The organism is Gimesia sp. (assembly GCF_048260065.1).
Lineage (GTDB): Bacteria > Planctomycetota > Planctomycetia > Planctomycetales > Planctomycetaceae > Gimesia.
In genome coordinates this window covers 1-21,649 of record NZ_JBLXHC010000034.1, presented here as the reverse complement: position 1 = coordinate 21,649, position 21,649 = coordinate 1, and the positions used below count along the sequence as shown (strand labels likewise).

24 protein-coding genes are annotated in these 21,649 nt (G+C 49.6%); 5 read left to right on the top strand and 19 right to left on the bottom strand.

Annotation, left to right across the window (positions count from 1 at the left end):
* The first annotated feature begins 20 nt into the window (after positions 1 to 20).
* From ACN0YN_RS30530 to ACN0YN_RS30515, 4 genes are all read left to right on the top strand, one after another.
* Positions 21 to 1,514, top strand: coding sequence for a cation:proton antiporter (locus ACN0YN_RS30530; RefSeq protein WP_194242514.1), 1,494 nt, complete (start codon positions 21 to 23; stop codon positions 1,512 to 1,514).
* A gap of 190 nt (positions 1,515 to 1,704) precedes the next feature.
* Entirely contained in the window at positions 1,705 to 2,064 is a 360-nt protein-coding gene (locus tag ACN0YN_RS30525; protein WP_145190968.1) for an IS5 family transposase, read from the top strand.
* Positions 1,955 to 2,317: a transposase gene (locus ACN0YN_RS30520; RefSeq protein WP_228030881.1), complete on the top strand. Its 363-nt coding sequence runs from the start codon at positions 1,955 to 1,957 to the stop codon at positions 2,315 to 2,317. The genes ACN0YN_RS30525 and ACN0YN_RS30520 overlap by 110 nt, the downstream gene beginning before the upstream one ends.
* Before the next feature lie 21 nt (positions 2,318 to 2,338).
* Positions 2,339 to 2,500, top strand: a complete 162-nt coding sequence (locus ACN0YN_RS30515) for a transposase (RefSeq protein WP_145190973.1) — start codon at positions 2,339 to 2,341, stop codon at positions 2,498 to 2,500.
* A 1,029-nt stretch (positions 2,501 to 3,529) separates the two neighbouring features.
* Here ACN0YN_RS30515 and ACN0YN_RS30510 read toward each other — a convergent pair.
* The 5 genes from ACN0YN_RS30510 to ACN0YN_RS30490 form a co-directional block, all read right to left on the bottom strand.
* The gene (locus ACN0YN_RS30510; RefSeq protein WP_417388662.1) at positions 3,530 to 4,891 is read right to left on the bottom strand and encodes an IS110 family transposase; all 1,362 of its coding nucleotides are present in this window, start codon (positions 4,889 to 4,891) and stop codon (positions 3,530 to 3,532) included.
* A gap of 654 nt (positions 4,892 to 5,545) precedes the next feature.
* On the bottom strand, positions 5,546 to 6,781 hold the full coding sequence (locus ACN0YN_RS30505; protein ID WP_417388661.1) for a hypothetical protein: 1,236 nt from the start codon (positions 6,779 to 6,781) through the stop codon (positions 5,546 to 5,548).
* A gap of 83 nt (positions 6,782 to 6,864) precedes the next feature.
* The gene (locus tag ACN0YN_RS30500) at positions 6,865 to 8,097 is read right to left on the bottom strand and encodes a recombinase family protein (protein WP_417388660.1); all 1,233 of its coding nucleotides are present in this window, start codon (positions 8,095 to 8,097) and stop codon (positions 6,865 to 6,867) included.
* Positions 8,090 to 8,353 (bottom strand): hypothetical protein, encoded by a 264-nt coding sequence (locus tag ACN0YN_RS30495; protein ID WP_417388659.1) that lies wholly within the window; start codon positions 8,351 to 8,353, stop codon positions 8,090 to 8,092. Before ACN0YN_RS30495 ends, ACN0YN_RS30500 begins: the two co-directional genes overlap by 8 nt.
* 489 nt (positions 8,354 to 8,842) lie before the next feature.
* Positions 8,843 to 10,171, bottom strand: a complete 1,329-nt coding sequence (locus ACN0YN_RS30490; protein ID WP_417388658.1) for a hypothetical protein — start codon at positions 10,169 to 10,171, stop codon at positions 8,843 to 8,845.
* A gap of 773 nt (positions 10,172 to 10,944) precedes the next feature.
* Here ACN0YN_RS30490 and ACN0YN_RS30485 point away from each other — a divergent pair.
* Positions 10,945 to 11,907, top strand: coding sequence for a hypothetical protein (locus ACN0YN_RS30485; protein WP_417388657.1), 963 nt, complete (start codon positions 10,945 to 10,947; stop codon positions 11,905 to 11,907).
* On the opposite strand, the gene ACN0YN_RS30480 is transcribed toward ACN0YN_RS30485, so the two are convergent.
* The 14 genes from ACN0YN_RS30480 to ACN0YN_RS30415 form a co-directional block, all read right to left on the bottom strand.
* Positions 11,852 to 12,541 (bottom strand): ThiF family adenylyltransferase, encoded by a 690-nt coding sequence (locus tag ACN0YN_RS30480; protein WP_417388656.1) that lies wholly within the window; start codon positions 12,539 to 12,541, stop codon positions 11,852 to 11,854. The two genes, ACN0YN_RS30485 and ACN0YN_RS30480, sit on opposite strands and share 56 nt — an antisense overlap.
* The gene (locus ACN0YN_RS30475; RefSeq protein ID WP_417388655.1) at positions 12,538 to 13,101 is read right to left on the bottom strand and encodes a hypothetical protein; all 564 of its coding nucleotides are present in this window, start codon (positions 13,099 to 13,101) and stop codon (positions 12,538 to 12,540) included. Before ACN0YN_RS30475 ends, ACN0YN_RS30480 begins: the two co-directional genes overlap by 4 nt.
* Entirely contained in the window at positions 13,088 to 14,143 is a 1,056-nt protein-coding gene (locus ACN0YN_RS30470) for a hypothetical protein (protein ID WP_417388654.1), read from the bottom strand. The genes ACN0YN_RS30475 and ACN0YN_RS30470 overlap by 14 nt, the downstream gene beginning before the upstream one ends.
* Positions 14,144 to 14,233: 90 nt before the next feature.
* The gene (locus ACN0YN_RS30465; RefSeq protein WP_417388653.1) at positions 14,234 to 14,458 is read right to left on the bottom strand and encodes a MoaD/ThiS family protein; all 225 of its coding nucleotides are present in this window, start codon (positions 14,456 to 14,458) and stop codon (positions 14,234 to 14,236) included.
* Between the two features lie 223 nt (positions 14,459 to 14,681).
* On the bottom strand, positions 14,682 to 14,897 hold the full coding sequence (locus ACN0YN_RS30460; protein ID WP_339688607.1) for a hypothetical protein: 216 nt from the start codon (positions 14,895 to 14,897) through the stop codon (positions 14,682 to 14,684).
* 108 nt (positions 14,898 to 15,005) lie between these two features.
* The gene (locus ACN0YN_RS30455) at positions 15,006 to 15,257 is read right to left on the bottom strand and encodes a hypothetical protein (protein ID WP_339688610.1); all 252 of its coding nucleotides are present in this window, start codon (positions 15,255 to 15,257) and stop codon (positions 15,006 to 15,008) included.
* A 10-nt stretch (positions 15,258 to 15,267) separates the two neighbouring features.
* Positions 15,268 to 16,209: a hypothetical protein gene (locus ACN0YN_RS30450; RefSeq protein ID WP_417388652.1), complete on the bottom strand. Its 942-nt coding sequence runs from the start codon at positions 16,207 to 16,209 to the stop codon at positions 15,268 to 15,270.
* A gap of 25 nt (positions 16,210 to 16,234) precedes the next feature.
* The gene (locus ACN0YN_RS30445) at positions 16,235 to 16,954 is read right to left on the bottom strand and encodes an AAA family ATPase (RefSeq protein ID WP_339688615.1); all 720 of its coding nucleotides are present in this window, start codon (positions 16,952 to 16,954) and stop codon (positions 16,235 to 16,237) included.
* Entirely contained in the window at positions 16,938 to 18,722 is a 1,785-nt protein-coding gene (locus tag ACN0YN_RS30440; protein WP_339688617.1) for a reverse transcriptase/maturase family protein, read from the bottom strand. Before ACN0YN_RS30440 ends, ACN0YN_RS30445 begins: the two co-directional genes overlap by 17 nt.
* Positions 18,723 to 19,225: 503 nt before the next feature.
* The gene (locus ACN0YN_RS30435) at positions 19,226 to 20,137 is read right to left on the bottom strand and encodes an AAA family ATPase (RefSeq protein WP_417388651.1); all 912 of its coding nucleotides are present in this window, start codon (positions 20,135 to 20,137) and stop codon (positions 19,226 to 19,228) included.
* 47 nt (positions 20,138 to 20,184) lie between these two features.
* Positions 20,185 to 20,778: an ATP-dependent endonuclease gene (locus tag ACN0YN_RS30430; RefSeq protein ID WP_417388650.1), complete on the bottom strand. Its 594-nt coding sequence runs from the start codon at positions 20,776 to 20,778 to the stop codon at positions 20,185 to 20,187.
* A 71-nt stretch (positions 20,779 to 20,849) separates the two neighbouring features.
* Positions 20,850 to 21,044 carry a DUF2997 domain-containing protein gene (locus ACN0YN_RS30425; protein ID WP_339688685.1) on the bottom strand — a complete coding sequence of 65 codons (195 nt, stop codon included), beginning with the start codon at positions 21,042 to 21,044 and terminating at the stop codon, positions 20,850 to 20,852.
* Positions 21,031 to 21,408, bottom strand: coding sequence for a DUF1257 domain-containing protein (locus ACN0YN_RS30420; protein ID WP_339688682.1), 378 nt, complete (start codon positions 21,406 to 21,408; stop codon positions 21,031 to 21,033). The genes ACN0YN_RS30425 and ACN0YN_RS30420 overlap by 14 nt, the downstream gene beginning before the upstream one ends.
* A gap of 1 nt (position 21,409) precedes the next feature.
* A partial coding sequence (locus ACN0YN_RS30415) for a hypothetical protein (protein WP_417388649.1) occupies positions 21,410 to 21,649 on the bottom strand: 240 nt, incomplete at its 5' end.

The following is a 21,649-nucleotide window of genomic DNA, read 5'->3' as shown; positions in this document are numbered from 1 at the left end:
ACCGACTACTGACTTTAACCATGATTGGCTTGACCGTCCCTGGAATCTTTGTGTTCATCAATCAGGAACAGACGACAGGTTCCGATCAGATAAGCAGCGAGCAGGATGAGAGCAAATCGACGCCTGACGCTCGCAAATCCGAGCATGACGAGTCGGCACACGAAACGTCGATTTCACCGATCCTGCTTGAGCTGGCGGTCATTGTTGGCATAGCAATGCTGGGGCGCTGGCTGGCCGAATCACTCCGGCAATCGGCCGTGCTGGGCGAGCTGCTGATTGGTGTCGTCGTGGGAAACGTCGGCTTCTGGCTGGGGCTGCCCTTGTTCATCATGGTGATGCATTTGGGCGAGGTCCTGCCCTTGTTCAACGAAGTCTGGTTGACAGGTAGTTCCGTGGCGGATGCCGCCAGCAAGATTTTCTCCGAGCCACAATTGGCAGAGGGCGGCAGCGCGCGTCGACTGGTCGACATCATGACTGGCCCGGAAGGACCTCGTTATGTCGCTATGGCCTTCGCGCTGTGGCTGTTTTCCGAATTGGGCGTGATCCTGCTGCTGTTCACGGTCGGCTTGGAATCGAAAATCAACGAGATGCTGAAGGTTGGCTGGCGGGCATTGATGGTCGCCAGCGTCGGCGTTGTCTCACCATTCGTGTTGGGACTATTGATGGGCATGTGGCTCTTGCCCGACGCCGGATCGATGGTCCACATCTTTCTCTCGGCCACGCTTTGCGCAACTAGTGTCGGCATTACAGCCCGCGTGTTTCGCGATCTGGGCAGATTGCAAACACGCGAAGCCAAAATCATTCTTGGAGCGGCAGTGATTGACGACGTGCTGGGACTGATCATCCTGGCGGTGGTCGTCGGCATCGCCTCGACGGGACAGATTGACGCGCTGGAAATCAGCCGCATCTCGCTATTGTCTATTCTGTTTCTTGGATCAGTACTCTTGTTTGGTGGAAGGATCGTCGGCTGGCTCATCCCGTTTTTTGCGATGCTGGAAAAACACCACGTTAAACTGCTGTTTCCCTTGGCCCTGGCATTCCTGCTGGCGTGGGCTGCCAGTGCCATCGAATTGGCGCCGATCGTCGGCGCGTTCGCGGCGGGCTTGATCCTAAGCGAAGAGCATTTCAAGAAAGTTTCCGGGCACGCGACGATGGAAAGTCTGATCGCTCCTCTGGAAAGAATCTTCGCGCCAGTCTTTTTCGTGCTGATGGGCATGCAAGTCAACCTACTATCGTTTCTTGATCCCACGACCCTTTGGCTGGCGTTGGCGTTCAGCTTCGCCGCGATTGTCGGCAAGCTGGTTTGCGGCTTGCCTGCCGGCCGTAGCAGCGACCGCTGGTCGATCGGCCTGGGAATGATCCCGCGCGGCGAAGTGGGGCTAATCTTCGCCAGCATTGGCAAGGGCTTGGGAGTCGTCAGCGGCTCAGTCTTTTCCGCCCTGGTCGTGATGGTTATCGTTACGACCTTAATTACACCGATCTCCTTAAAGTGGTCACTATTTCGTCGTCCCTGAAAAAGTCGCTGTGGTTTCGACGGTTGAACTATCCCAACTCGTGGCTATTAAATTGGCCTCAGAATGGTGCCGGATCGAGTCGCTGAATGGAATGTATTTCCCCAAAACGAGCCTTAGGTGGTACGGACATTCAATCTTGCATTTTCCGTACTGTTTAGTGAGGATTATGTTTTCTCAAGGATGAGAACCGATGGTCAGGCGTCATGAGCTTACTGCTACTCAGTGGGAAGCGATTCAGGAATATTTGCCAGGCAAGGCGAGCGATCCGGGACGCACTGCGGTGGATAACCGGCTCTTTGTTAACGCAGTTCTGTTTGCTCTGAAGACCGGAATTCCGTGGGAAGATCTCCCCGGGCGGTATGGCAAACCGAATACTGTCTGGAAACGGTTTGATCGCTGGTGTGCGAAGGGAGCTTGGGAGCAGGTCTTTCGAGCCCTTGGTGAGGAAGAACTGGAACAGGAACCCGCAGAAGTTCATCTCGATTCGTCGATCATCAAGGCACACCAGACCGCTTCGACTGGCCGCCGGGAACCCACTGAAAAAAAGTGATGCCGACGAACGACGCTGTCTCGGCCGAAGTCGCGGAGGATTGACAACAAAAATCCACGCCGTCACTGGTGAGTGTGGGAAATTAGTTCATTTTCTGCTCACTGCCGGGCAACGAGGTGATGCTCCACAAGGCGAACGACTTCTTGAGAATATTAAGCCAGGAGAGGTAGGCGTCATCGTGGCAGATACCGCTTATGACTCCGATTCGATTCGCCAGCATGGCAGGCGGTTGAAAGCAAAAGTTTGCATCTAACCGAATCCAAGTAGAAAGGTCATGAAGCGATTTGACTGGATGATCTACAAACATCGCAACCAGACTGAACAGTTCTTTGGCAGAATCAAACGCTGCCGACGTGTGGCGACTCGTTACGAGAAAAAAGCCACCGACTTCGCCGGCTTCATCTGGCTGGAAGCACTCGTTACCGATATCATTTGAATGTCCGTACTATCTAGTGGTAGGGCTGGTCTTTCCCTGCTCTCGAAATTCTTGTTTGCCCACTCTAAACCACGATTTGCTGCATTGAAATTGCAACACAATCTCCCGTGTCATTAAACCGACTGCCTATGCTTTCAGAACTTCGAGGAGGCGTTCTTTGAAATAAATCAACATGTGAAATGTTCCATGAAATGAGACTTCACCAGTCTACCTGACTTACCGCATTCTCGCTAGAGTTAAATGTGATGCGCTCTTGAAGATCTGCAAACGACGTTGCACTCGCTTCCGGATCTTCGTTCTTGTGATCCCCTGCTCTGAACCTCGTCCCAAAGCTGATTTTGCCTGAGTCCTTTTGTACGTGTTTCCAGTAATTAGCCCCGCAGCGATGACAGCGGAATAGATGGTGCTGCGGGAAGTGCAGGGAACCGGCCTGGGCTTCCGCCTGGGACAACATGGTGTTGTTATAGTGCTCGCGGGTTGATGAGTCTGTCGAGACAAAGATACCAGCAGTCCCAACCACATCAGAAAGTATTCTCGTATCCCACCCTGTATATGACACTGTAACGATGCTATACGCGAATGCTTTCATTTCGTAATAGAGAGCTTCATCTACTGTCAAGTAAATGGCTTATGTCATTGTTAGAGAGTCTGTCGGGATCGTTGAAACTCGGCCCCTAAGCATTCGAGACGCTATATTGCGGTCAAAGCATCTCGAAGCTTGAATAAATTGAACCAGAGACTCGGGTGCAGCCTAGATTACATTCCTGACTTAAGAAACCAACATTTGGTATTCAAGCCCTCGCATCCAGAATAGATACCTCTGAGAAATTCTAGTCGCAATTTTAAAATCTGGTTTGGTATAATAATTTTGTCCAGTGAAGCAGAGTTCGGCTCTGCGGGGACGCAACCGAACAAGGAATAACTGGACCGACGATGCGCAGAAGCGCGTACGGTTTCCGATGAGGTCACTCCTGGTCGGAAGCCGTTTTCCTGATGATCATGATTCGTTTCGGACATCGGAGTGATGCCTTAAAAATCCAAGCTTGCTTTCTCCGCATTACGGTTTGCGATAGATAAAAAAAATGCATGAGCCGGGATCAGTCCGTCAGGACGATCCCGGCTCATGCATTTGTCTGATCGAGTAGATTTATCTTTCTTGACTGGGCGGTACAGTTCTTCAACAAACATCATCACATCCTTTTCAATTAACATGCGGCGTTCTCCATCGGGAACTTGATTGAGGGATAATGAATCCGTGAATCCAATTTCGTCGTAGACTGCCGTCAGGCCATCTCCTGCCTTCGCTCTCGCAGCCGAAGGAGTTCTTCGTTGCTCCTGCCGATACTTACGATCCAGATCCGTGAACTTTTTTGCCATCAGCATAGGTTTGGCATATCGGTAAGGTTCATTCTGTTTGAGCATCTGCCAGGCGATGGTTACCAGTTTTCGTGCTAAAGCCATGATTGCTACCTGACGTGGTTTGCGTTTCACCAGTCGGCGATAGAATGCTCCCAGTGGACCTGGGTGACGCGATACATGCTGGCAGGCCTGAGTCAGCAGCCAGCGGCAGTGGGGATTTCCCATCTTTGTAATTCTTCCGTGATAGCACTTATTTCCTGACTGTCGTGTTGAAGGCACGAGCCCCAGATAAGAAGCGGCATGATTGCCATCACAGAAACGCTCAATATCACCGATCGCAGCCAGTAGTCCCACAGCAACGACATGGCTCACTCCAGGAAGTGTCATCAGGAGTCGGACTCGGGAATCATTTCGAGCGATCTCAACGAGACGCTGATCGACAATCTCGAGTTCCTGGTTGACCTGGGTGATTTGCCGAAGCTGACTGTCCAGCATCAGTCGGTCGACGGGAGACAATTCCAGTGTCTCAAGCCAAGCAACCCCAGTCTTTGACCACAGGTACTTGCAGGGAGGCTTGATCATTAACCTCGCGAGCATTGACTGGACGCGGTTCATATGGCGTCCTCGTCGACTCATCAGGCCATTACGGTGCGTTAACAGAGCACGCCGCGTTTGAGTTGGTTCGTCTGGTTGCCAGACAGATGGCAGGTAGTCACAACGCAGAAGATGGGCCAATACTTCAGCATCTACTTTATCAGTCTTGATTTTTGCTTCTGCGATCGCCCTGGTCTTCATTGGGTTTCCGACAACGACCTGCTTCACATGGGGACGGATCAAGTCGACAACGGCCCACGTATTTGTCGTTGCTTCCAGGGCCACTCGATCATGCTTCCGGAGTTTCTTTGTTGCGAATTCCAGCAGGACATCACGCTGGCAATTCACTTTACCCCGTTCAAGAATCTTTCCTTTTCGGTCCGTTATACAAACCTCAATAAAGTGTTTGTGAACGTCCAGCCCTATATACCGCATCATACACAACCTCCTCGAATGCTGGATGAGTGGGTAGCAAGAAAACATGGGCCATTCGGCAACTACCTCTTCGAGTTCGTGACTCAACCGGGTGGGCCGCGGGGTGGCCAGTTAAAAAAACGGGTTCGAGACCCATAGCTATCATCGGCCAGCCCCCGAGGTGAATGACCCACTCATACCATAGATTGGGAAAACAGATCGCACCTCGTCCCGTGCCCCGGTACCATTAATTACACCCGGTTCCACGGACTCAGGCAACGACTTATTTGCTGACAGTGCGACTTGATTTTCATCATACCCGTTAAAAAAAAGCATTAAGGGGCTGTCCTTGAGGACAGCCCCTTAATGATCTTGAGATCAATCTGTTACTTTATGTTTTCGCTATTACTTAGAGATACTTCATTTCGTCAATGACATCTTTTTGTATATGATCGGGCTCGTTTTCGTATTGACCGGAATCGATACAGAGTTGAAAATTAGCAACGCTATGGTCCCCCTAAGGGGCCAGTCAAGGCTCACTTTGACACAAAGAGCGAGGCTGCTCTATTCGCCTGTTTCTATGCCAGTATAACAGGAAAACAGAACAGCCCTCAAAAAAAGTGATCCACTGATCGTCATGACAGAAATCATGCTCAGAGACACAAAAGCTGTGACCCCTTATGCTCCCGAAGATTTACGGCGCAGGTCAGGCATGGTCTTACCTTCCGCTTCGAAGGACATTTTCAAATAACGGCGGACTGTGACATCAGAACAATCCATTATCTCACTTATTTCTTCCAGAGAATTACCTTCATTATGTAATTTTCGTGACTTTATAGATATTGCTTTCTGTAGCTCTTCCTTCGTCGGCATAGAAAGACCATCCTGTGCGTAACTCCATTCCAAAGCCTTGTCGATGGTAGGAGGGGAGCAGCCAAACTCTCCTGCCAGTTTCAACTTTGACCAACCGGATTCCCATAAAGGTCGCGCTTCAGGGCCTATTTTAGAGAGGTCAAACTTAGGAGGCCGCTTTCCACCGCACTGAAGCTTCACATTATCTTTTGCTTCAGGTTGTGTCTCCAGATAATATTCAAGAGCTGCCCGCACTGTGGGCTTGGTTACACCAAATTCTTCGGCCAGTTTAGCATACGACAGCTTTGCTTCCTGACGTCGATGAAATACTTCTGACGCGTAGATCTGGTACCAGTGCTTTTCATGAGGAACATCAAATTCGATTTCTTCAAACCATTCTGGACCTAAACCGGAAAAACGTTCGGGGTCAGCAGCAAACGCAGCCGCAGTATTCAGTTCTTTGCCTTCGGGGCCGATTGACTCTACCCGTAGTTTTGCGCGGCGTCGAGGGGTTGCCTGATGTTCCTGCCGGTCGATCGCATCTGAGTCCACTACGACTTCTGAATCAATGGAATTATACTTCATAAACTCTACGCATTGTGGAAGAGATCCCAGTCGACACATCTTCATTTTAACATGTCCATCTCTGAAACATTCTATCCGGTCAATGTGTAGTGACAATTCCAAATTACCTCGGGTGGCATTTTCTCCAGCCAGCACTTCGTCTAAACGGTTCAGGCTTTCGACAACAAGATCGGGATTAAGCAACTCTGCCATGTACTCCTCTCGTTTCTGTCGCCGTTCAATTTGTATCTGGATATCACCCTCTCTACTTTCTGCCCGCTGATAATCCATATGAATTTCGTCACGAATAGATTGTGGAAGGTTGGGATCGGATAAAGAAATTATCCAACCTTTTTTCTGACTCGATATGCGCTCAAGTTCGTGTAACAGAGAATCCTCACGGCCCGAGTCATCCTTGAACATTTGATCCAGCTCTTGTTGGATTTCATGTTGAATTACTGGGTACCATTTTGAATTGATTAAACTGTCGATATTCATTGCGATTCTCCTTAATTCAAGAATCATTTCAAAAAAAAATCTACGATGGTATAACCATCCCATCGTAGCCAGAATCAAAGATCTCAGGATGATGGAAACAGACGGCTCTTGATGGCATCTACTACCATTTGACGAAGCCACTTCTCCGGGATCGTTTTCTTATTGGAACAGATCCCAGTTCTATGTCCTGGGCAAGAATAAGCGGTATACTCATGCGTTTCATTGTCCTTAGTGACATATCGTCCTCCACTATTTGGAACCATAGACCTGTTGCAATGACCACAGCGAACCAGACCTGTCAATAAATAGCGAAGTGTCATGCCGGGAGCAGGCGCTTTAATTTGCTTGTCCGATTGCGGTGTGGTTTTAGCCAGTGCAGCTTTCCGTAATTGTCCACGAGTTTTTCTTATCTGTCTGACTCGATCAAATACATCTGGTTCCACAATTGGTGCGCAATAGTCTTCTATACACAACTGTTCTTCGACAGGGATCTTTTCAATAACTCGGCACTCACTGATGATGTCTGTTGTGACCTTGGGCCAAACCATTTTTCCAATGTAAATTTCATTATCAAGCCATGAACCTACAGTGGAACCATGAAACGGTTTATGATGTTCTGGCACCTCCTCATGATTATTAAGAAATTTGCTTAAGCGGTCTTGTCCCCAACCGGTCTCATCAGCCTTCCGGAATAGTAATACTATGATCCTTGCCGTTTCAGGATCAGGAACGATAATACTATAAGAACGAGGACGGCCATTGGTAACTTCTTGATGAGTTTCCAGTTGATAACCAAATGGAGGTTTACCACCTGACCAGCGACCTTGCGAAATTGCATCACGTTTACCTCTGAAAACACGATGAGCTTTTGTTTTTCCCTCTTCGACAGCGCGTGCTTCTTCCATTGCATTGTACATACGCCCCTGGGGAGTATTGGGATCTCCAAAATTGGATTTTGCATCCAGGACCAATACCCCATATTTGTTATACAAATCACGACGGATCTCTTTCAGATCGTCCACTCTTCCAAATCGGTCAATATCGTCAACCAGGATAACATCAGGACTAATAGCACCAGACTTGATGTCAAACAGCATTTTCTGGTAACCAAGCCGTTTTCTGAGCAACCGTCCTGAAATACCATCGTCACGATAATCTGCCAGATGATTCCAATGGTTGTATCCACATCTTCCCAATACCAGATCTATAGTAGCAAATTGCTGATCAGGGCTTGATGGGTTTTGGTTAGGGTCGCTCATACGACCATAGCGAATGTAGTTGATCAGTTTCTTGAAGTCGTACTGTGATCTAATCATAATCTTTCCCTTTTTGATTATGTTGTTCGATCTTTTGCCATAATTCTCTGGCAATTGATCTGGCAATAAATTTGACCAACCTTTGATGCCGTCTTTTTCTTACCTCTGTCGCTAATAGGACCTGCTGGTCAGGTGAAAGACCAGTCGGAAAAGGAAACTCTCCTTCAGCGATCAGGTTTGCCACTCTGTCCAGTTTTTCTGGAGTTGAGAGTAGATCAGCATTTGGGGTGGTCGGTTTGTTAATAGAGTCACTCATGATTGGCTCCTTGAAAGAAAGGAGTCTGGAGTGGCTCTCCAGACTCAAAATGTAGAATCTTGTGTTCACAAACCTCTTACAAAGCTGCGATATTTTTGTAAGAGTTTGGAGTCAGATACAGAAAATAGATCTTTTAACGGGGGGGGAGTAAGTGGTACTAAGCCCGAATAGGAAGAGGATCTAGAAGTCAGCCGAGCAACTTTTAATGGGTAGATGAGTTGGTGGCGACAATGCAACAGCAGCCTTGCAGGTCATCTCTTATAGTGAAGGAAGAGATGAAAGAATTATTCTACGATGCGCAGAATACTGGCTGAGCTTCCTCTCTGACTACCCACCTTTCAGCGGTTAATTAGTCAATAAATACAGAGAAGTTCGATGACACAGCAAGATTAATTGAAGGGGATTTGTTGAAATTGCAAACTGAAGTATCAGCTAGGGCGAATACAATTGATTACGACGGTGTTTTTTACATAAAACAGGACTATGACTTTAAAAAATGTGTATTTGGGTCGAATCCAGACGGAGTATGTAGGATCGTGGCTCAACTCCGTTTTCAACCAGTGTCCAGAGCGATTCAGGCAGACGCTCATTCAAACGGCTCCAGGATGTTCCCATGGCAGATAACGACTTTGAGCCTTCTGGAAATAAATCATGTTCTCTAACACAGGCTCTAAGTTTTGCTTTTTTTGCTAATAAAAGTAACAATTCCCATCGTCTGCCACTAATCTGATCAGATATTTTTTTATTTTCCCAGTATGCTTCTTTAGACTTCGAGATCAACACTAAGTCGCCGTTCGCAATCGCTTCTTCAACGACATCGGTTTGCTTTTCATCTTTGCCATAAAGATCTTTCAAATCTCCCAAAGCATGGGCAATCCGGTCTGTTGTTTCTTTATTGAGGAATGCAGTCAGCCTGTTTCTGATAGACTCAATTTCCTGGTTCAGTAATTTATCAGAGAGTGATAGCCAGTGCAGGTCAGGTTTCAGTCCAAATGCGGCATAGATCTGGGTGAGTATGACTGCTGAGTTGATTAAACGTTTCTTTTTACCGCTTTTTAAAAGATATTGACATTCCGACCAGTCGGTATCTAATTTATCCCACTCGTGTTCAAGTTGGTCGAGTAATTGTTGATAGGGTCGTCCTGTCGCTTCGATGGCTTTTTTGATCATGCCTCTTGCTTTAGACAAAAGTTCATACCATTGCCGGGCCCGTTCCAGCAAACAGCGGATCATATAATTTCCCACAGGGTCCAACTCATAATTAAATGCAATTATAAGTTCTCCACGTTGGACTATTTTTCCATCAGCATCCTTAGAGAATTCCTGTACTGGGGCAAAATAATCTGAACTGTTTACTAATGACAAGTCGCTGTTTTGAGCCAGGTATTCAACTTGCGACAAAATAATTTCTAAATCATTGGATTTATCAATTGTTCTTTTCACACAATTCGTTCTTCCAGCAGTTATCTCGACGGTTTCTTCGCTAACGTACTCTCGGGAAGGATTCTGGTCCTCCAGATTTTTACCAACCAGTTTTTCCTTTGTTAACTGTAAGAAAGTTTTAGCGCATTTCAAGATGCCTTGTTCCAGAGACTCAATCAATCGACGTTCCGGAGTATCTGCTCCGGGCATCAATGTGATCAGAGGCCAGTTTGCATATTCTTGAAACCTTAGACGTTGGCTATATTCTTCAACAGCAGGACAGGCCTCATTCCTGAGCCAGGCCAGAAGTTTTTCCCTGGGAAAGTTAAACCTCGGTATATCCGCGTCCGGAAGTATATCTTGATATCTTCGTACTGCCAGTTTCCAAGAGTCCATAGTATTATTGTAATACTCCTCAGGCTGATCTTTAAATATGTTTAATCTGTTTCCAAACTATTACAAATATTATGGCGTTTTGTAAGCGAGTTGTGAACGCCAATTTTTAAGCTGATCCCGACTGATGGGTTTCATTGGAAGAAACCTGTTCGATATCAAAATTCAAGGGCAGTTTAAAGACACGTATGATGGTTCGTAAAAGAGACGACATCCGACCAGAAGACTTTTCCCAGAAACAGGTAGAAGCTGATACGAAAAGTTCGACCTGGTGTGAGAAATATAAAACCAAGCATCGCTGGATTCGTATCGAGAAATTCCCGGACGGGATCGATCCACCTCAAAAGGTACGCATTTATAGACAAAACGACTACTTTCGGCTTCAGTTCTGGGACCCTGCTGCAAAGAAAAACCTCACAGAACGGGTCGACGGTGATCTGGTGACCGCTATCTTTTGCGCCCGGGAAATTGAGGAACGCCTCAAACACTTCCGCTCATCTGGTCTGGGGAGAGGGAAACTGAAGCACCAGAGTCTGCTGGACCTCTATCAAAGTCACTTACAACGTCGAGCCGATGCCGGTGAAATCGCTCCGAAAACAGTCAGACGATACGCTTCAGCTCTGGAGCATTATCGTTTTTTTATTCAACAACCACTGATTTCAACGGCATATCCATCTATCACGAATGTCAATCGTGATCTGGTTTTACACTTTCAAACATACTTGAAGAATTTGCAGGTTTCTTCCAATGGGCATCCCAATACGCAGAAACAGACAATGTCCTCGCCTGATTACGTACTGGATGTGGTCCGGGGGATGTATATCTGGGCGGCCGACCCGGATCGTGGAAATCTGATGCCATCAGGCTTCCGAAATCCCTTTCAGGGAAAAGTTCGTCAGTCCGCTTCGGTTGCCCCTGACCTGTTCGGGGAGCCCGACATTATAATTCCGATGGTGGTTGATTTTTTGAAAAAGTGCGACAGTTACCAACTTCACCTGTTTGTGTTATTGATTTTTTATGGTCTGAGGGCTTCGGAACCGTGCTTTCTTTTCCGGGAAAACCTGACTTCAGATGGATGGTTAAAGGTGATTTGCCTGCCCCAAATCAGTTATACGACCAAAGGCAGGCGTGATAAGAGGTTACCTTTGCTCGAACCGATCCGGGCGATTCTAGAGGGGGGCTCTGAAAATACAGAAACAGGATTGTTGATTCGGCGTCGTGCTGTTTTTGAAGGTTCTGAACAACCGCCTTTATTTGATCAATCGCTGGAGCAGTTAACAAAAGAATATTCGCGTCGTTGTCAGAAGACTGCAAATCTCACTGCAGAACAAGGAATGCAGATACGGGATCAGTTGCTCCACGACGCAGGTGGGATTAAATACGACCATATTGAGAATGAGTTTCATCGCTTGGCTGGCCAGCTATCCTGGCCAGCCAAGGCAACTCTCAAGGATTTCCGTCATCTATTCAGCACTGCCATGCTGAATGCCGGGATGCCAGAATATTATCGGAAGTATTTGATGGGACATGCTGTCAGCAAGGCAGCCATTACCAATTACACCCATCTCGACCAGTTACGGGAACGTTATCTGGAAGCCAGCCAACGACAGTTCCAGCCAATTATAGCTGCGGTAACAAAACGCAAAGCAGAACTGAAATCAGCGGCTGAAGCTTCAGTACGTTCTACATTTCCGGAGATGGATCAGGCCCCAGGATCAACTCGCTTGCGAGCAAGCTGACGGTGATATCACGATCCAGGGGTAACATGCGTAGCCAGCGTGTGAACTGGTGCAGCATTAAGCCTGCAGCAATGTTAGCGGTGTAGATTGTACTTTGTGCTGTGCATCGACCAGTTTGAGCTTCGGACTGGTGAAACAAAGTCGATTTATAGTAATTGTGGTCATTGTGGGGAGCGGCCACTGACAGGACACGGATTACCTCACCCAGCATGCGGCCATCTACAAATAGCTGGCAGTGAGAAGATGCAGAACGCCAGATTGCTGCACGGGCGGATATCGAATCAACGCAGCAGAAGACAACCTCGCCCACAGGAACGGACACTCGATAACGATCCATAATCACCGTTACCTGAATTGATTCATCAAGCTCCTGTATGGCTCTGGCGGTCGCGTCCACTTTAAGTTGCCCCAGATCCTGAGCCCGATATCCCTGAGTCGTAATATTGGTCGACTCCACACTATCAAAGTCAATCAGCTGAATCCGCGGTGTCCCGATTGCCGCCAGTTGCAGTGCTACCTGACGACCTATGGCCCCCACACCAATGACGGTTGCCGTCAGCTGAGAAAGCCGTTCCGCCGGGATCAGATCGCTCTGTCTTTGGAAACGATCCGTAGTCACATTTAATGTATTCAAATCTGTTCTCCTTTCAATCCGTATTCAGCAAAGAGCCAGTCCTCTTCCCAGTCAAAGTCTGCGGTTTGATCAAAAGCAGACTGGAGCAGGCGACGATTATTTTGTGGATGCACGTGCGTTAAATACTCATCCTCCCAACGTTCTGGATCACAACCAGCAAATGTTTGAGTGTAATCCCTTTTTACGGGAATCTCGTATTCGGCCGTCGGACCCACATTAAATTTTAACCGGGCATATGTTTGCCCTGTCCGCGCCAGGATAAACATCACGGCCCAGTCGGATCGACCAAACACACGATCAAAGGTGGCTTCATCAGTCTGGCTGGGTAACGGACAGTCGCCGGGATGCGTATGAATCCAGATCCGACCAAACTGCTCAGGACGAAGTCCTGCATCCACCTGATCGTCAAAGAAATTCGCCACCGACTCATCGTCGAAGGCCACATGAGCCAACGAGCAGGTCTGTTCCACCAGTTGCAGGTCCTGCACCAGCAGCAGATCCTCATCTGATGTAATCCCAAAGCCACCAACTTCGGTATCGCCATAATCACGCAGGTACAACAGTTTCGCCCAGGCAGTCGGGCTGAACCGCAGTTGTGGTAACCGGGTTTGCTGTTGAGCCCTGGGTTTCCTGTACTTCTTCCTCTGTTTCTTCGAGTTCTTCTTCCGCATCACAATCAGAGCACCTTTCATTTTCAAGTAAACAGCGTTGGCAGCAGTCGGCATGACACTGTATGCACTGTTGCAGACAGGACGAACAACAGTTGCTGTGACAGCTATCACAGTACGACAAACACTCATGGCAAAATGGACAATCGCAGTCCGTACAGTCTTTAGCACACCCCGTGCAAAGTGTGATTTCACAGTTGTCACAGCGTGTCTGCTCGGTTGCTGCGATTACATCAGCGCACTCGGTACATTCAATACTGTCCCAGTCACTGAGCGCCACATAGGGGCTGTCGGAGTTATAAGTTCGTAACAGGCTGGCCACCATCGTGAAAAAATCAAACAGCCGTCCCTGTTCCAGCGATCGGCGTATGACTTGCTGTCCATCCCCTTCACAGACTACATCTGACTGAACATGCGGATGTGTGACACAGTCGTTGGTAAACGCCGGATGCGGGTCCCTGGCGATCACCCGATAAGGGGACCCGTTATCCATTTTCAGATTTGCATAATTGAGATGAATCTCAAATGGTCCCAGATAGACGCCTTCCAGTTCAATCGGTTCAGTGCTGACGGAAATGCATTGTTCACGGAGATCCAGTTGCCGCTCTCCGAATTCTTCTTCTATAGCCAGTAGTTCTGCATACAGTTCTCGGACAGGGGGATTCTGCTGCCGAGATGCATCAGACGACAGGTCACCATGTAAAGTGGTCAGTTGCTGGATCAACTGGGTTACACCTGATTTCAGTTCTCGTTCCAACTTGGATGCAGCGAAATCCCAGCCTTTGCGTTGTGCCTGTTGGCGTTTCCGTATCAGCCGGTCACAGTGCCACCATACCTGGAATGGCATTTCATATAATGACGGGGGTTCTTCTGATACCAGGCAGTGATGAATTCGACTGGCAGCCCGCCAGAATCGTTTTCGTGGATGTTTCATAATTCATGTTCTCCCATAAAATCAAAACAGGCTGCCGGAACCGTGATCCCGACAACCTGCTAAAATCGAAATACTTAACTTCAGGGACAACTAACTTATCGCCCCCTCGATCTTCGTCGGCGTTATGGAAATCCGGTCCCCGTCCTGTAACTGCTGGTCCGGGGGACAGGGCTGGCGATTCACGCGAATCAGGTAACCGCGGGCTTCTGCATCCCCCATCTTCTGCTCAAAGAGTTGTGCTACCGTGGTTCCTGCAGGGACCTCGATATAATCAGCGAAACCTCCGCCATCATTGTTGATCAATAAAAGTTTCATAAAAGGCTTTCCGTTTTTGTTTAAATTTGGTTAATAACACACACTGTTTGTTTATGTGAGCGGCCATCGTTTACGACGTCGTTTCCTGCGGCGTGTATTGCTTTTCACACCGCGTCGTCCCTTGATGCGACCGGCGTGCAGCGTTTGCCGCAGGGCTGACTGCGAGTTCGACCGTGCACTGAGATCCTCTGGGACAGTTCGACAGCATTCGCTCGTTTGCAGATCAGGCCACCACTGGTTCATGGCGTACCCCTTGTCGCTCAGAATTCAGTCGATTGGCTTCCAGTTCATCCCAGTCAATTACATAGGGTCCCGACGTTTCGGAATCTGGATCAACCGTTTCATCGGGCTCTGCCAGTAAAAACCCCAAACGCTTCACCGTCGACATGCTTTCGCCAGTTGCCAGGGCAACGGCCCGATTCAAATCTGCCTGTTTCATCTGTTGTCTCCTTCAAAACGAAAATGTTTAAACAAAAAAAGCCCCGGCCCTGCAGAGACGATTCTGCAAGACCGGGGCAAACCAGTGCTAAAATTAAGTTGTCAGTTCTCAGGAACTGGTATCTGGCAGCAACCAATGCTGCTCCAGCCAGTCCATTTCGGATTTCAGAGCGGCACTCCGTTGCGCGAATGGTCCCAGCTGCGGACCGTCCACAGGGGAGAGGTCCACCAGCCACTGACCGGCTGCATCCGGTTCGACATAAGAGCCACGTGAGATGGCCAGTCGACCGAGAGTTGCCAAGTCAATGGCTTCCGAGTAAACGCAGTGCACTGTCCCCTGTGGTGAGATCGAAAGTTGCATGTTGATTACCTCACTTGGGAGTCCGAATAATCTGCCGCCGTGGTCGATCGATTAACAGACCATCCAGGGCTGCCTGGACACCAGACAGCTCAGAAGCCACCTGTTGCCGGAGTGTGTCTCGTTTTCGCAATTCCTGGGGCTGGATACCCTGCACGATCCCCTGACACTGGGCTACCAGCACATCCAGCTGCTCGTTGGAGCGTACATTCAGGGAACGGAAGCGCTCAAAGAACTCGTGCAGGTTGCCGATGGCGGAATCCCGGAAGACTTTGGGCCGACCATCGGCCTGACCACTCAAACGATCCGTTAGATGAGACACCAGTTGTGACAGTTCACCCAGAAAGGCGTCTTCCGCCAGTCTGACCGCTTCCTCAAATCGCGACTGCACGCGCTGGCATTCCTGCTCGTACAGTTCCGGATTGAGTTGCCTTAAATAATCCGGTGGTTCGACACTGGGAAAGTCCCAGGAAACCTCGAACAGCCCGATCAGGGTCATGGGATAATCGTCGTCATTGAAGAGACTCCCCAAGCGTTCCCGGGCCGCTGACTTCAGGGACAGGTATTGTTCATCCAGATTTGAGACAGCCTCGTTGAGCTCTTCCGTGAACTGGTGCATCTGCTCCTGAAATGCAGTCAGGGCATCCTGCCGCAATAACCGTATCCCGGGTTCTGGAAATGACAGGCTGATGGAAGTCCAGTAGGATCGCACCCGCTGACGGACCGCATTCACGGCCCGGAAACGGGGATGTCCCGTATCCAGCAGTTTCTTGCCCGCACTCAGAAAGGTGCCTTCCGCCCCAAACGATTCGGCAGCCTGGGTCTTCTGATCGCGTGTCAGTGACTTGCGTGTGCCGAACCATTCAAAACTGATACGCGTGGCACACATCGTTGATCGCAGCCGATCAATGGGATCTGTGCGGGTATTTACATCTTCGATGGCAGTCATGGTCATATTGTCTCCTTAAATAGACTGTGGTTTAGTTTCTGTGGGGATCGCGTGAGAGATTCCGGCGTGAGCGGGAACCGGAACGCTCGTCGTTGCTAAACACGCCTGGCTGTTCTGCAGACAGACAGCGTTTGCTGGCCCAGCGTCGTAAACGGGCCACCGATTCGGCGGCCGTGACGGCCACAGGGACCACGTTTTCCGCGGCCTTGATTAAAGGGACGTCGAGCAGCGCCGCCAGACGACAGCAGGCCCGGATTTCCGAACCGGTCCAGTGCCGGTTGTCCGGCAAACGTTGATCGGCCGTAAGACCAAACAGATCACGGTACAGACTCCAGATGGCCTGCTTCTGATCATCTCCCGGTAAATCCAGGAAGAACAACGCGTCAAAGCGTTCAGCCCGCACAAACTCCGGCGGCAGTTTCGAAATGTCGTTCGCGGTACAGACGACGAACACGTCTGAAGTGTGGTCGTTCAACCAACCCAGCAGTGTCCCCAGCATGCGGGTGGAGACACCGCTGTCAGACTGTCCGGAAGAGGCTGCCCCACCCAAGCCTTTTTCGACTTCATCGATGAAGAGGACAGCCGGTTGCATGGCATCGACGATCCGAAGGGCTCTGCGGGTTCGCTCTGTAGGATAGACTGCCAGCGAGTTGCCGACTGAATGAGTCGGTACTTTTCCAACAGTCCTCCTCCGAACCGTGCGTGCGACTTTCATCGCACACGGCTCTCCAGTGTTAGATAGCTTTGCCATCGTATCTCCCGTTATGAATATTTTGATGACAGGAGAGACAGACGACTAAAGTTTTACGACGCCGCGCTATCATACGTTTAACCCAATCAGGCTTCACTCGACGACCGGGCTGGTCGATATCTGCCAGCTTGCGGATGTGATGAACCTCACAGGCTCCTTTTCTTCCACATAGCTCACATTCATCGGCCAACAATCGTTCGACCAGTTCGCACTTTGGGTTAAACGGTACTCGTAGCGGGGGATCGCAATTCCGTATTATCTTCGTTCTTGCGAGATTGATGCCGCCAAAGTACGCAACGAGATCCGGTTTATCCGGGCGTTCCTTGCGTATCAGCAACACTTTTCGCATACCAAGTGGTGTTTTTACTTCACTTGTGAACCTGTCAAAAACAGCCTTGCGTGAAATCTGAAATTTGCACGCTAAGGTTTTGGCAAGTGAAACATTTATGAAGTAAAACAGCCTTCCCAGTCGGGCATTCATATTCCAGGCAAGCTGGTAATATTCAACCAGACCACGCCATTCCGCCTGATACCTTGCCACGATACTCCATGGATGATCGGGTAAAAGTTCAGGACGATGACTGATTTTGCCGTGTTTGAGATAACAGCTAATCTTGTCATTAATGACAGCGGAAGGAATGAGCAGACAGACCTTTCCATTGCTCCTTCGCACTCCATTTGCTCGATGCAAATTGTTATGCGAAACGCAGATTTCGTAACCCAGAAAGCGAGCCTTCTGAGTTCGAGCATGGGTAATGAGTGTCTTTTCTGGAGATAAGTTCAATTTCAGCGATTCTTGTAAGAAATCGCGCAGTCGATCCTTGATCTCCTCTGCTTCTTGCTTGAGACCACAGAAGCCCAAAAGAAAATCATCGGCGTATCGAACATATCGAAGACGGCGGTAGTTTGGATCATTGAAGTCTTTCGACGGCAATAGGCCCTTTTTCCGCATACATTCTCGATAGCCTTCAACGTCTCCGCTTTTCTTCCGGCGAGCAGCCATTTTCTGAAGATTGTGGTAAGCTTGATTGGTCCTTCTCACTGTACCTCGATTGAAGTCAGGAAGAAGTACCTGTTCGACAAACTTATCAAGGCGATCAAGGTAGATGTTAGCGAGGATCGGACTGACAATGCCTCCTTGCGGAGAACCGCTAAGAGTGGCATTGTATTTCCAATCTTCCATATACCCAGATTTAAGTAACCCTGAAATCAGGTCGATGAATCGGCCATCATGGATCTTTTCCCGGAGGATGTTGAGCAATATCTCATGATTGATATTGTCAAAGCAACCGGAAATATCTCCTTCGATGAACCAACTCGCCCCAGTCCATGTTTTGGCGATTCGATTTAACGCGGTGTGACAACCGCGTCTGGGCCGAAACCCACAGGATGAATCACTGAACTGAGGCTCGTAATACCATTCGAGAATGGTACGCATCGATTCCTGAACCAGTTTGTCTGACCAGGTTGGCAATCCAAGCGGTCTCTGTTTTCCATTCTTTTTGAGAATGTAAATTCGTCTGACCGGAGTCCAGCGATATCGACCGTCACGCAGACAATCAATGATTCGCAGGATTTTCTGGAAGGACATGCCATCTACTGTTTCTTGTGTTGTCCCTTTGGTCATCGCACCATTGTTACGGTATATTTTCCCGTAGCTGGCAAGATGAAGTTCAGGGTTATACAGGTAACGGTAGACCCGTTCCAAGCAAAGACCACGACGGCCTCTATCCTGTAGAATCCATTGCATTTTAGGAACAGTGTGCATCTCGCACTCCCTCAATGTTGAATTCCACTAACACCTGCCCCCCTTCGCCATGTAGTCGGCTTTCCCGACCGCGGACTACTATGGGGGCTCCGTCACCATAGGGCTCGCGCCCCTTAGGCGATCCCGCATTCCGTGCAAGTTGAACGTAATAGGTCGGGTTAGGTTCTCTTTTCGCTCCCTTAAAATGCCTCGTTGGCATTCGGTGTCGTGCTGGAATGTTCCCTGAGCAACAGAAGAACTCAGGTATGCAGCGACAAAAGGATTTCAATCGTTGTATCCTCTGCGAGGACATTACGCCCTGGAAGCTAGAGTTCAGGCAATCAAGCTTTAACCGTACCGACCGGGTCTTGCGGAGCATGGGATAAACGATTTCACCCATCAGCCGCTTTCCGGAAGTGCTATATTTCCCCTTGGTCTTTCGACTCATTTCAGGTAATCCCGGTGACCCACAAGGTCATCAATTCCAAAACCTGTCCACGCTATGCGTGGGATTCAACTTGCCGTTAAACGGCGCACTCTGTTTGTCCTAAAAGTGAACCCATCAGAGCCCCGACGTCGAGTGTCAGCGTGGGACGTCCCGTTTCCCTGCCGAGTGCTTTGGCAAACGCACTTTTACCAGTTCCGGGAACTCCCAGTAGCAAGATGCCACGTGGACGGACCAGGAAAGATTCCTGGGGGCGGGGACGGAGCGCTTGCAGACAGAAGGCTTTGAGGGATTCCAGGCCGCCCAATCCAGCGAACGATCCCGACCCCTGGTGCAGCGATAACAGGCCGCTTTTCAGCAGCGTCTGCGATTTCAGCTCCAGTACCACAGAAGCTTCGATGCGCCCATGCCGCACCAGGGAGAGACTGAAGGCCCCTTCTGCTTCATAGCGGGTCAGCCCTGAGGCAGCGTCCAGGACACGCTCCAGTTCTGGTCCCTCCGGTAATTCACCCACTTCCGTGGCGATACTGCGGGCAATTTCTGCCAGCTGATCGCGATCGGGAAGATCATGTTCCAGGCAGACAAACAGTTTTTCCAGTTCTGTGGGGATCTGGACCAGGCTGGAAAGAATGACAATAAATGTCCGTGCCTGTTTTCCCAGATTGATCTGTTGTGTCAGCGCCTGAATGATTTCAGGAGAATTGATGAAGCGATGGAAGTTTTTAAGGACCAGCAGCGTGGGCCGATCCGGATCGGCCTGACCGCTCAGACAGTGGATGGCAGCCAGGGGATCAAGGAGCGACGTGTCGCGGTCTCCAGCGAGTTCCGTTCCCTGCAGGCCCCGGTCAATGTCCCAAGAGAGCAACCGCCAGTCTTCACTGTGGCAGAGCCGGGACATTTCCAGCAAAGCCTCGTCGTGTTCATGACTCTGAATCCAGATACCAGTAAAGCAGGCGCGTATGTTCTCAGCCAGTCGTTCGGATAGTAACATAAGTGTTTCCTTGATGGTTTGAAGAAAGAGAAAGTGTGAAGTGTGCTTTAAGCGGTCTTAGCCAGTTGGCCGATCGTCTCCAGCCAAGAAATGATTTCCCCGTCCGGATCACGTTCCTGCAGCAGGGGAAGCGTCATTTTTTCGACGGCACTGGTATTGAGCCAGTGCTTGACGCGATTTGTGAGTCTAACCTGGGCGCGGCGTGTGAGCTGGCTCCAGGAGTAATCGTCATGAGTGTTGTCGAATACCCGTTGTGCCACATCCGTCGCCACGCAATCCTGATCCCCGAATTGGGGAGCGATATCGGCGATGTCCTGAATAGCTTGCGGATGCAGGTAGTTCTCCAGGCTCCGTTTCGACGTCAGCATGGCGCGGCAACAACAGCGTTGATTGATCGTGGCGACTGTTTGCTGACGCAATTCCGTGACCGGTGACTCTTCGCGATCGTACAAGTGAAACTCTGGCAGGTTAAGAGGAGCCAGTCGCTTGCCCCAGGCCTGCGGATGACCGCTGATGGGCAGGAAGATGAGTTCACTGTTCCGTTCCATGCCGACCAAATCAGGTAGTGTGGGATCATCTGCATGGAGAAGAGTCGAGATGCGTGTCAGAAATTCGATGTCGTGGGCTCCTTCAACCACCACCAGCACACGAACCTGTGGAGGATCATCGGGAATCGGGTCTGGTAAGACCTGAAGATGTTGATTTGCGAAAGCTAATTCTCCTGTGTTAAATGGTTGGGTTGATGTTGAACACTCTGGTGGTACTCGGCGGTCAGCTGTTCTGAAGAGACCTTTCCCAGCGCCGCTTCCAGAAACCGGCTGGCGTCTTTGCACCGGGAGCCGGTAAAGCCTCGGGTTTCGATGCGAGACTGACCGTCGGTAGAAATGATGATTTCAATTATTTGCATGCCCCTCTCCGATCTGAATGGTGAGTTTGATGGAACCGTCGTTTTGCTGGTTTTCCAGGACAGAATGTCCCTTCCGACGCGCCTCTAAACGACATTTTTCCACGCCGTAAAATTGCAGCAGTCTGTTGAGGTGAGACGGCTCTCCCCAGCGACCTTCAAAATTGTCGTAGCGAACCTGCCCCTGACCCACGTCGAACACAACAGGATACCGCCAGTCCGGTAGACGAACTGTGTATCCGGTGGCTTCCCCGCTAAACAGGGGAACGGTTTCGTGGATGGGTTCTCCCAGTTCGAGTCGACGGCAGGCTAGGCCCAGCGCTTCGGTGTCGCGGACCTCAGTTCGAATCGTGACAATGTGTGACATATCAGTTTTCCTCTTCTGTAGGTGGGGTATCAGGTGAGTGGGGTAAATCCGTTAATCGGCGTTTGTCTGGCTTTGATGTAGCAGATGGCATCAGACGTGGTTCTGCTGAGACCAGATCCTCCAGCAGTAATTCTGTGATCTCATATTTGTCCGCTGGTTCAACCTTCTGCTGCAGTAACAGCCAGCAAATCAACAGGGGCAGCAGACTGACCACGACAAACGCCACCCTGGTGATCGCAGC